Here is a 10549-nt window from a genome sequence, read left to right on the forward strand (position 1 = left end):
GTCTCAGCGCAGCGTCAGCGACAGGTGGTCGGCAACCGGGCCCAGCACCAGCGCCGGCATGAACTGCAATACGGTCAGGATGGCGATCAGCGCGATCAGGGTCAGCGCGAACGTCGGGGTTTCAATCTGCAGCGTGCCGGCCGATTCGGGCGCACGCCGCTTGGCGGCCAGCTGTGCGCAGACAATCAGCGGTATCACCAGCACCGGGTAGCGGCCCAGCAGTAGCACCAGCGTGCAGCTCAGGTTCCACCACACCGTGGCGTCGCCCAGGCCTTCGAAACCGGAGCCGTTGTTGGCAAACGCCGACACATACTCGTAGAACACTTGGCTGACGCCGTGGAAACCGGGATTGGAGGTGCCGGTGATCGACGGAATGGCCAGCGTGATCGCGGTGAACGCCAGGATGGTGATCGGCTGCAGCAGCACCAGCAATGCCAGCAGGCGAATCTGCGGGGTTTCCAACTTGCGGCCCAGCAGCTCCGGGGTGCGGCCGGTCATCAGCCCGGCCAGGAACACGCCCAGCAGCAGGTACACGAGGAACTGCTGCAGGCCGCAGCCGATGCCGCCCCAGATGGCGTTGACCAGCATGTTGATCATCGGCACCGCACCGGCCAGCGGGCTCAGCGAGTCGTGCATGCCGTTGACCGAACCGTTCGACACCTGGGTGGTGATCGCCGCCCACAGGCCGGTGCCGTCGGCGCCGAAGCGCACTTCCTTGCCTTCCATCAGCAGCGGACTGGCGGCCGTGGCCGAATGGCCTTCCAGCCATACCGTGGCGGCGATCGACACGCTGGACATCGCCAGCATGCAGCCGAATACCAACGCGGCCAGCCGCTTTCGCCCGGTGAAGGCGCCCAGCATGAACACCACCGCGATCGGGATCAGCAGGATGCCGATCAGCTCCAGCGCGTTCGACAGCGGGGTCGGGTTTTCCAGCGGCATGCTGCTGTTGGGGCCATACCAGCCACCGCCGTTGGTGCCCAGCTGTTTGGCCGCCACCATCGCCGCGACCGGACCGAGCGGCAGTTTCTGCGTTTCCATGCCCGCGGCGGCGTCAATCGGCGTGGCCACCGGGCCGCCGGCCAGCGTCGAAGGCACGCCCTGGCTGGTCAACAGCACCGCCCACAGCAGGCACAACGGCAGCATGAAGCGGACGCAGGCACGCACCACGTCGGCGTAGTAGTTGCCCACGTCGATGCGGCGGTCGGCCGGCAGTTCGCTGGCGCTGGTGTCGCCTTCGGGCGCCTTGCCGAACAGGGCGCGCAACGTGGCCACCACCAGCGCCAGCCCCATCATCGGGGTGACCACCTGCAGGCCGGTGATCGCGGTCATCTGCGAGAAGTAGGAGAGCTGGGCCTGGCCGGAGTAGTGCTGCTGGTTGGTGTTGGTCAGGAACGACACCATCGTGTGCAGCGCCGTGTCCCAGCGCATGTTGGGGATCTGGTCGGGATTGAACGGCAGCCAGGCCTGGGTCATCAGCACCGTCTGTACCAGCACGGCAATGACCACGTTGCTCAGCAGGAACGCGGCGACATAGCCCCGCCAGCTCATGCCGCGCGCCGGGTCCACGCCCAGTACGCGGTACAGCGGGGTTTCAATCCAGCGGAACAGCGCGTCGCCGCGCATCGGGCCACCGCGCATCACCCGGGCCAGGTACAGCCCAAGCGGAAAGGCCAGCACGATGCTGGCCAGCAGGATCAACAGGATCTCGGTCATGGTCGGCTCCGGTCAGAAGGTTTCGGGCCGAAGCACGACGTACAGCAGGTAGGCCGCGGCGACGAGCACCAGCACGCCGCACACCAGGGAAAGCCAGGCAGGCATGGTCGTGATCTCAGCAGCGGGGAAGGGAAGGCACCGCACGCAGGGCGGCGGCGGCACGGACAGCAAACAGGGTCAGGCTCATGGGACGTCCAGGTGGAACCACTCCACGTCAGGCGTTCATGGTGGTCCTCACCGGCGTAAACGCTCCACGCCCGTCAGCGGCGTGCGGCGTAAAAAGAGCATAAAAAAAGGGCGTACCGACGTTGGTCGGTACACCCTTTGGGATCCGGATCTGCGGTCAGCCGCGTGGGTCGGTGGTAATGCCCTTCAACAACCGGTAGCGCTGCAGGGTTTCTTCGATCTCCACATCCAGCGCCTTGCGCTGCTGCACGTACGAGGCCTGCATGCGCTGCTGGGCCAGCAGCTCGGTGTGCCGCTGCTGGATGCTCTCCGCCTGCTTGGGGGCCACCGGCTGGCCGGCCAGTTCGCGGTCGCCGGCGCTGCCCAGCAGGGTCACCAGCGCGCCGCGCAGGCTCGCCACGTTGTAGTTGGCGGTCTGCACGTTGTTGTCCAGGATCCCGGTGCGCTCGACGAACACCCGGCGCAGGTCGTTCTCGTCCTCGTAGGTCGAGAGCATCGCCTGTTCGGTCCGCTGCCGGGTTTCCTCGGCGGCCTTGTCCAGCTGGAGCTGGGCGGCGGCCACGGCGGCATCGGCGCGCTCGTCCTCGGTCAGGGTGCGCTCCACGCCACCGCGGCGCAGGCCGCTGTTGACGCTGAACTCCTCACGCGCGTTGTTCACCGCCTCCTGGGGCAGGGCGTCGCTGCAGATGCGCTCCTTGCCCTCGTTCCAGCAGAACAGCTTCTTCGGTTTCGGGTCGGTGCTGCTGCGCTTGCTCTGGGCCTGGGCCGTGAGCAAGGGCGCGGCCAGCAACAGGCCGATGATGGTGAACGTGACGATCCTGGACATGGGAGCCCCCTGCTCTCAACGCGTAGGACGGCTGCCGTAACGGGAACGATAGTCCTCCAGCGGCTGCCGGTACCCGACAAGTTCCGGATTTCCGGAGGCAAAATCAAGCAGGTCGCCCAAGGTGGCCACGGCGACCACCGGAATACCGGCTTCCTCGGCCACGGCCTGGGCGGCCGAACGGCGGTCTTCTTCCGAGGCGATCTCCTGCCGGTCCAGGGCCACCACGATGCCCGCGGGGGTGCCGCCGGCCTCCTTGATGATTCCCAGGGCCTCGCGGATCGCGGTACCGGCGGTGATCACATCGTCCACGATCAGCACGCGCTTGCCATTCATGTCCGCGCCAATCAGGTTGCCGCCTTCGCCGTGGGCCTTGGCTTCCTTGCGGTTGAACGACAGCGGCAGGTCGCGGCCGCGCTGGGCGAATTCACAGGCGGTCGCGGTGGCCAGCGGGATGCCCTTGTAGGCCGGGCCGAACACGACGTCGAATTTCAGCCCCGTGGCTTCCACTGCGTCGGCGTAGCAGGCCGCCAGCTGGGCCATGCGGGCGCCGGAGTCGAAACGGCCGGCATTGAAGAAGTACGGGCTCAGCCGGCCCGACTTGAGGGTGAACTGGCCGAAACGCAGCGCATCTGCGGTCAGGGCCAGCTGCAGGAAACGGTAACGGTGGTCGCTCATCTAACGCTCTGTTCAATTCATCTGGAGCGCAGATCCTAATGCATGACCGGCAATTCAGGCTCGCGGCCACCGGCCGCAACCCCCTGCAATGGCCGGATCCGGCCAGCCGATGGGGCGGGCAACCCGGTATGCTTTGGCCGTTACCGTTCCAGACCCGGGTCAGCATGCGCATCATCAGTTTCAATGCCAATGGCATCCGTTCCGCCGCCACCAAGGGCTTCCTCGACTGGTTCCGTGCCCAGGACGCCGACGTGCTGTGCATCCAGGAGACCAAGGCCCAGGAAGACCAGCTGACCGATCCCATGTTCCGCCCGGACGGCCACCACTGCTTCTACCGCGACGCCATCACCAAGAAGGGCTACAGCGGCGTGGCCATCTACAGCAAGCGTGAGCCCGACCAGGTCATCACCTCGCTGGGCTGGGCCCCGTTCGACGACGAAGGCCGCTATATCGAAGCCCGCTACGGCAACCTCAGCGTGGTCTCGTTCTATATCCCCTCGGGCAGCTCGGGCGACCTGCGCCAGGGCTTCAAGTACGAGGTCATGGAGTGGCTGCGCCCGATCCTGGCCGAATGGCTGGCCAGCGGCCGCGACTACGTGCTGTGCGGCGACTGGAACATCGTGCGCTCGGCGCTGGACATCAAGAACTGGAAGTCCAACCAGAAGAACTCCGGCTGCCTGCCGCCCGAGCGCGACTGGCTCAATGGCCAGTGCGCCGACGCCGGCCAGGCGCTGGACATCGCCGGCGGCCAGGGCTGGAGCGACGCCTACCGCCTGCTGCACCCCACCGGCGAGGACTACACCTGGTGGAGCAACCGCGGCGCGGCCCGCGCCAACAACGTGGGCTGGCGCATCGACTACCAGTTCGTCAGCCCGGGCCTGCGCGAGCGCCTGCGCGGCTGCTCGATCTACCGCGATGAGCGCTTCTCCGACCATGCCCCGTTCACGGTGGACTACGCCCCATGACCGAAGCGGTCGCCAAGTCCCAGCGCCCCTGGCAGCGGGTGCTGGCCAACCTGCGCCAGCGCAAAGTGCTGGCCATGCTGCTGCTCGGCTTCAGCTCGGGCCTGCCGATCTACCTGGTCGGCAACACGCTCGGCTTCTGGATGCGCAAGGAAGGCATCGAGCTGGACACCATCGGCTTCCTGTCGTGGGTGGGCCTGGCCTATTCGATGAAATTCCTGTGGGCGCCGATCGTCGACAAGGTCGACGCCCCGCTGCTCGGCCGCTTCGGCCGCCGCCGCGGCTGGATGCTGTTGTCCCAGGCGGTGGTGGCTGCGGCCCTGATCGGCATGGCCGTGGTCCATCCCAAGGGCGGCCAGATCCTGATCCTGGGCGTGGCGTGGGAACACATGCTGGTGTTTGGCATCATGGCCACCGTGGTGGCCTTCGCCTCGGCCACCCAGGACATCGTCATCGATGCCTGGCGCATTGAAAGCGCGGACAACAGCGAGCAGCTGGGCCTGCTGACCTCGACCGCCGCGCTGGGCTACCGCACCGCGCTGCTGGTCACCGACGCGTTGATCCTGCTCATCGCCGCCCGGGTGGGCTGGCAGATGTCCTACGAGATCATGGCCGGGCTGATGGCGCTGGGCGTGGTTGCCGTGGTGATGGCGCGCGAACCGGCGCGCGCGCAGATCGCCGTGCAGACCCAGGCCGCCCCGCTGTGGACCCCGCGCGGTCTGTTCGACGCGCTGGTCGGGCCGTTCGTCGCCTTCGTCCGTGAGCATCGCAGTGGCGCCATCCTGATCCTGCTGGCCATCAGCGTGTATCGCATGGCCGATTTCATCATGGGGCCGATGGCCAACCCGTTCTATGTCGATCTGGGCCTGTCCGAAGAAACCGTCGGCGCGGTACGCAGTTCGATCGGCCTGATCGCCACCTTCGTCGGCATCGCCGCCGCCGGCCTGGTGTCGGTGCGCTGGGGCGTGCTGGCCACCCTGCTGGTGGGCGCGGTACTGGGCCCGGCGTCCAACCTCGCCTTCGCCTGGCTGGCCTATGTGGGCCCGGACCCGACCAGCTTCGCCATCGCGATGGCGATCGACAACATTTCGGGGGGCTTCGCCGGCACCGCGCTGATCGCCTACATGTCCAGCCTGACCAGCATCGGCTACACCGCCACCCAGTACGCCCTGCTCAGCTCGTTCTATGCCATGCCCGGCAAGGCGCTCAAGGGGTTCTCGGGCTGGGCGGTGCAGTCGCTGGCGCAGGGTCGCACCCTGCTCGAGGGCTATGCACTGTTCTTCACCGGCACCGCGCTGATCGGCATCCCGGTGGTCATCCTGTGCGCCCTGCTGATCGTGCAGCAGCGCCGCCATCTGCGGGCCGCGTCCTGACCGACGCTTGCCCGCACCCCGGTGCTGGGCCATGATCGATCCTGTTGTGCCGTGGGGGCGGTGCGTTGCCAACAGGGGAAACACATGGCTGATTTGGTGCTGCGAGACCTGGATCCGCTGCTGAACGAGCGGATCCGCCGGGTTGCCGTCGCGCGCGGCTGGACCCGCGAACACACCTGCGTCGTCCTGCTCGAGCAGGGTCTGTTCGCCAGCGAACTGGAAGTCCGCAGCGGCTTCCGCGACCCGGAAGTAGACGCCTTGGCCGAAGCCATCGCCGCCCTCCAGGCCCTCCCGGACGTCAAAGCCTTCTAGCCCGCCAGGCCGCGCACCGAACGGAGGCCTGCGCCTGCTGCCGCCGGTAGGGTCGCACCCCTGTCGACTGCCGATACGCCACCAACGTTCGATGTCGGCATGACCCTCGAACCAGGCAGACGGTTCACCTCACCCCATCACGCCAGGTGAATCGCCCCCAATATCCGCGGCCCCCGCGCCCCGGTCACGCTCGGCAGATTGCCCGGCAACCCGTCCAGCGTCCGCTGCGCCAACCAGGCAAACCCCATCGCCTCCAGGTAATCCGGGTCCAGCCCGTGCACCGCGCTGGACTCGATCACCACGCCCGGCAACCGCGCGCCGAGCCGCCGCAGCAGCTGCGAATTGCGCACCCCGCCGCCGCAGACCAGCACCCGCTTCGCCCCGGGCAGGTGGGCCAGCAGCGCATCGGCCACCGTGGTGGCGGTCAATTCCAGCAGCGTGGCCTGCACATCGGCCGCTGCCCGGTGCTGGTCGCCCAGCGCCGCCTCGGCCCATTCCAGATGGAACTGCTCGCGCCCGGTGCTCTTCGGCGGCGGCAGCGCGAACCAGGGCTCGGCCCGCCACCGCGCCAGCAGCGCCTCGTCGTACGCGCCGCTGGCCGCGAACGCCCCATCGGCATCGAACGGCGTGCCGGTGTGGCGTTCGCACCAGGCATCCATCAACGCATTGGCCGGGCCCGTATCGAAGCCACGCGGCGTGCCCTCGCGCGGAATCAGGGTCAGGTTGGCGATCCCGCCCAGGTTCAATACCGCCCGGTCCTCATCGGCCGTGCCCAGCATCGCCAGGTGGAACGCGGGCATCAGCGGCGCACCGTGTCCGCCGGCGGCCACATCGCGGCGGCGGAAGTCGGCCACGGTGGTGATGCCGGTCAGCTCGGCAATCCGGTTGGCGTCGCCCAGTTGGCAGGTGAAGGCCGGATCGGCCAGCGGGCGGTGGCGCACCGTCTGCCCGTGCGAGCCGATCGCCCGTACCTGCGCGGGCGCGACGCCGGCCTGTGCCAGCAGGCGGTTGGCGGCCGCCGCGAAGGAGATGCCGATCTGCGCGTCGATCCTGCCCAGCGTATCCAGCGACCCCAGCTCACCGCCTTCGCCCAGCGCCACCAGTTCGGCGCGGGTCGTGGCGGCCCATTCGTGGGTCAGGCCATCGATGAAACGGCAGCCGCCCTCGGCGGGAAACTGCACCAGCGCGGCATCGATGCCATCGGCGCTGGTGCCGGACATCAGGCCCAGGTAGAGCGGGGTATGCGGATCGAATGCAGTCATGGCCAGGCGGTTCAACACAGGTGCGTGCAGCTTCCGCGCAACCTGTCGCCGCCGTCAATGCGCGCGCCAATCAGGCGCGCGCTGCAGCCCTAAGCGATCAACCGCGGTTCGGCTTGGCCGGCTTGGCCGCGCTGGCCGTGGTGGTGGCCGCCTTGCCGGGCGTCGGCGCCGGGCTGGCGTCGGCGTAGATCAGCTTCTCCATGCCCTGGATCCGGGCCAGTGCCGGCGCGGTCTGCGCGCGGAACGCCACCAGCTCGCTGCCCTGCAGCGGCTCCGGCGGCGGCATCGTCACCGAAAGCGGGTTGCGGTGCACGCCGTTGACGCGGAATTCGTAGTGCAGGTGCGGGCCGGTCGCCAGGCCGGTCGAGCCCACGTAGCCGATCACCGTGCCCTGCGCCACGCGCTGGCCGGTCTTGATCGCGCCAAAGCGCGACATGTGCCCGTACAGCGTGGTGTGGCCGCGGCCGTGGTCCAGGATCACCACGTTGCCGTAGCCGCGCTGCGTGCCGGCGAACTGCACGCGTGCATCGCCGGCCGCCATGATCGGGGTGCCGGTGCGGGCCGCGTAGTCCACGCCCTTGTGCATGCGCATCTTGCCCAGCACCGGGTGCTTGCGCGCGCCGAAGCTGGAGCTCAGCCGCGCGAACGGGATCGGCATGCGGATGAAGCTCTTCTTCAGCGGCCGGCCGCTCACGTCGAAGTACTCGGCCTTGCCGTTGCGGTCGAAGCGGAAGCCGCTGTAGGTCTTGCCGCCCGAGGTGAAGGTCGCCGCCAGGATCTTGCTGGTGTCCACCTTCTCGCCTTCACGCCAGGTCTCGTCCAGCACCACGCTGAAGCGGTCGCCGGGCTGCAGGTCCTTGGAGAAGTCGATGTCGTACTTGAAGATCTCGTCGGTCATCGTCGCGATGGCCGAAGGCGACAGCCCGGCCTTGCGGGCGGCGGCGTACAGCGAGCTGGTGATCTCACCGCTGGCGACCACGCGGCGCACCGAGGATTCGCGCTTGATCACCTTCTCGTTGATCTGGTCGCCCTTCAGCGACAGCTCCACGCGGTTGTCGGAATCGCGGTCGAAGCGGATCGTGCGCAGCTCACCGGACAGCGGCAGGTCGAAGGCGATCTCCGCGCCCGGGCGCAGCTTGGTCAGCGCCTCGCGGGCACCGGGGTGGTCGAGCACCTGGTGCATCACCGTGGGCGAAATGCCGGCTTCGTCGAACAGATTGCTCAGCGTCTGCCCGCGCTGCACGCGCAGCACCTGCCAGCTGTCGCCGGGCACCTGCTGGCGGCGTTCCTGCGACAGCGGCGGCAACGGCAGGGCCAGCGTGGAATGGCTGACCGAGTAGGGCGCCTCGATGGTGTGCGAGAAGCCGGGAACAATGGTGGCTACCAGCGCGCCGATGGTGGCGAAGAGGCTGGCGTGCATCCAGTGGCGGCGGGTCCAGCGTTCGTTGAACGCGGCGGGGAGATGCTGCCTGAGCTTCCGATGCAGGGCGGTATCGTGGAGAACGTGAAGGCGTTCCTTGAAGCGCTGCTTGCGCGCGCGGCCTTGATCGGTATTCAGCATCGTCGGTGTGTTCCTGGCTGACCCGGGATCGCGGGCCCAAACGTCGGTAACATAGACATGTATAAATATCGCGTCAAACCCTTGTGCCTATTGGCTTTTGTGAAGCGCTTGCGGTTAACTTGTACTTAACGTCATTCATGTAAATAAGGCATCGCCGGGAGTTGTACGTGTCTTCGATTGAACAAGCCCTTGCCCAGATCGGCCGTGGCGCCGATGAAGTCCTCAAGATCGAGGAGCTGCGCCAGCGTCTGGAAAGCGGCCGCCCGTTGCGGGTCAAGGCGGGTTTCGACCCCACCGCCCCGGACCTGCACCTGGGCCACACCGTGCTGCTGAACAAGCTGCGCCAGTTCCAGGACCTCGGCCATCAGGTCATCTTCCTGATCGGCGACTTCACAGGCATGATCGGCGACCCCTCGGGCAAGAACGTCACCCGCAAGCCGCTCAGCAAGGACGACGTGCTGGCCAATGCGCGCACCTATGAAGAGCAGGTCTTCAAGGTCCTGGACCGTGAAAAGACCGAAGTGCGCTTCAATTCCGAGTGGTTCGGCAAGATGGGCGCGGCCGACATGATCCGCCTGGCCGGCCAGCACACCGTGGCGCGCATGCTCGAGCGCGATGACTTCGCCAAGCGCTACGCGGCCCAGCAGTCCATCGCCCTGCACGAGTTCCTGTACCCGCTGGTGCAGGGCTACGACTCGGTGGCCCTGGAAGCCGACGTCGAACTGGGCGGCACCGACCAGAAGTTCAATCTGCTCATGGGCCGTGGCCTGCAGGAGCACTACGGGCGGAAGCCGCAGATCGTGCTGACCATGCCGTTGCTGGAAGGCCTGGACGGCGTGGCCAAGATGTCCAAGTCGCTCAACAACTACATTGGCATCAGCGAACCGGCGATCGACATGGTGACCAAGACCATGAAGATCGGCGACGACCTGATGTGGCGCTGGATCGAGCTGCTGTCCTTCGATATCAGCCAGGCCGAGGCACTCAGCCTGCGTAAGCAGGTCGAGGCCGGCAGCCTCAACCCGCGTGAGGTGAAGCTGCGCCTGGCGCGCGAGCTCACCACCCGCTTCCATGACGCCGACGCGGCCGAACTGGCCATTGCCGGCTGGAACGCCGCCGTGACGGGGCAGGGCGATGTGTCGCTGCTGCCGTTGCAGGAAGTGCCGGTGCCTGCCGAAGGCCTGCGGATCGGGGCGCTGCTTACCGCTGCCGGGATCACCCCGAGCAATTCGGAGGCCTCACGCAAGCTCAAGGAGCGTGCGGTGAAGGTCAATGGTGAGGTGGTCGACGATGCCCAGCAGGTGTTCCTGCCCGGTTTCGAGGGCCTGCTGCAGGTGGGCAAGCGCAACTTCGCCCGCGTCTTGCTGGTCGCGGCCTAAGCGCCGCAAGGGTTTCGCGCCTGCGGGCGCGAAACCAGCATGAATGAATGCACAGTTCCGTGAAAAAATTTCATGCCACCCCTTCACAAATGATGCGGTTGGGGACATACTTTCACTCCCCCGACGCAGGGGTCGCCGAAAGGCGGCAACCGCGAAGGAACCGGACGCCAACTACCTCGAAATGAGGTGTTGACGGAAACGAAAAGCCTGACATAATAGGCGGCTCGCTTCGACGAAAAGACCTCCGGGTCGCACGACGAAGCAGCATCGGCAACAACGTCCACTTCGGTGAGACGG

The 10549-nt window shown here is 67.2% G+C and carries 11 protein-coding genes; 4 read left to right on the forward strand and 7 right to left on the reverse strand.

The genetic code is table 11. The features are described 5' to 3' along the window. Nucleotides 1-3: 3 nt before the first annotated feature. The 4 genes from kdpA to pyrE form a co-directional block, all read right to left on the reverse strand. Nucleotides 4-1716 (reverse strand): potassium-transporting ATPase subunit KdpA, encoded by a 1713-nt coding sequence (gene kdpA / locus ACREPD_RS15180; RefSeq protein WP_431600096.1) that lies wholly within the window; start codon nucleotides 1714-1716, stop codon nucleotides 4-6. Between the two features lie 12 nt (nucleotides 1717-1728). Next, on the reverse strand, nucleotides 1729-1821 hold the full coding sequence (locus ACREPD_RS15185) for a potassium-transporting ATPase subunit F (protein ID WP_313347417.1): 93 nt from the start codon (nucleotides 1819-1821) through the stop codon (nucleotides 1729-1731). A 238-nt stretch (nucleotides 1822-2059) separates the two neighbouring features. Then, complete coding sequence (locus tag ACREPD_RS15190) at nucleotides 2060-2728, reverse strand: hypothetical protein (RefSeq protein ID WP_431600097.1); 669 nt, start codon at nucleotides 2726-2728, stop codon at nucleotides 2060-2062. A 15-nt stretch (nucleotides 2729-2743) separates the two neighbouring features. Continuing rightward, complete coding sequence (gene pyrE / locus ACREPD_RS15195) at nucleotides 2744-3403, reverse strand: orotate phosphoribosyltransferase (protein WP_421569934.1); 660 nt, start codon at nucleotides 3401-3403, stop codon at nucleotides 2744-2746. A 164-nt stretch (nucleotides 3404-3567) separates the two neighbouring features. Between pyrE and ACREPD_RS15200 the strand changes: the two genes are divergently transcribed. The 3 genes from ACREPD_RS15200 to ACREPD_RS15210 all read left to right on the forward strand — a co-directional run bounded on the left by ACREPD_RS15200 (nucleotide 3568) and on the right by ACREPD_RS15210 (nucleotide 6050). Beyond that, nucleotides 3568-4368, forward strand: coding sequence for an exodeoxyribonuclease III (locus tag ACREPD_RS15200; protein ID WP_421569933.1), 801 nt, complete (start codon nucleotides 3568-3570; stop codon nucleotides 4366-4368). Beyond that, nucleotides 4365-5738 (forward strand): AmpG family muropeptide MFS transporter, encoded by a 1374-nt coding sequence (locus tag ACREPD_RS15205; RefSeq protein WP_431600098.1) that lies wholly within the window; start codon nucleotides 4365-4367, stop codon nucleotides 5736-5738. The genes ACREPD_RS15200 and ACREPD_RS15205 overlap by 4 nt, the downstream gene beginning before the upstream one ends. An 84-nt stretch (nucleotides 5739-5822) precedes the next feature. Then, the gene (locus tag ACREPD_RS15210) at nucleotides 5823-6050 is read left to right on the forward strand and encodes a hypothetical protein (protein WP_421569931.1); all 228 of its coding nucleotides are present in this window, start codon (nucleotides 5823-5825) and stop codon (nucleotides 6048-6050) included. Between the two features lie 137 nt (nucleotides 6051-6187). Here ACREPD_RS15210 and ACREPD_RS15215 read toward each other — a convergent pair whose 3' ends face one another. Beyond that, the gene (locus ACREPD_RS15215; protein WP_431600099.1) at nucleotides 6188-7312 is read right to left on the reverse strand and encodes an anhydro-N-acetylmuramic acid kinase; all 1125 of its coding nucleotides are present in this window, start codon (nucleotides 7310-7312) and stop codon (nucleotides 6188-6190) included. A gap of 97 nt (nucleotides 7313-7409) precedes the next feature. Continuing rightward, the gene (locus tag ACREPD_RS15220; protein WP_431600100.1) at nucleotides 7410-8873 is read right to left on the reverse strand and encodes a peptidoglycan DD-metalloendopeptidase family protein; all 1464 of its coding nucleotides are present in this window, start codon (nucleotides 8871-8873) and stop codon (nucleotides 7410-7412) included. A gap of 167 nt (nucleotides 8874-9040) precedes the next feature. Between ACREPD_RS15220 and tyrS the strand changes: the two genes are divergently transcribed. Beyond that, on the forward strand, nucleotides 9041-10252 hold the full coding sequence (gene tyrS, locus ACREPD_RS15225) for a tyrosine--tRNA ligase (RefSeq protein WP_431600101.1): 1212 nt from the start codon (nucleotides 9041-9043) through the stop codon (nucleotides 10250-10252). A gap of 83 nt (nucleotides 10253-10335) precedes the next feature. On the opposite strand, the gene ACREPD_RS15230 is transcribed toward tyrS, so the two are convergent. After that, nucleotides 10336-10549 (reverse strand): hypothetical protein (locus tag ACREPD_RS15230; RefSeq protein ID WP_431600102.1); only part of this gene is annotated, 214 nt, incomplete at its 5' end.

Origin of the sequence: Stenotrophomonas sp., from assembly GCF_050737075.1 — a bacterium.
Classification (GTDB): Bacteria; Pseudomonadota; Gammaproteobacteria; order Xanthomonadales; family Xanthomonadaceae; genus Stenotrophomonas.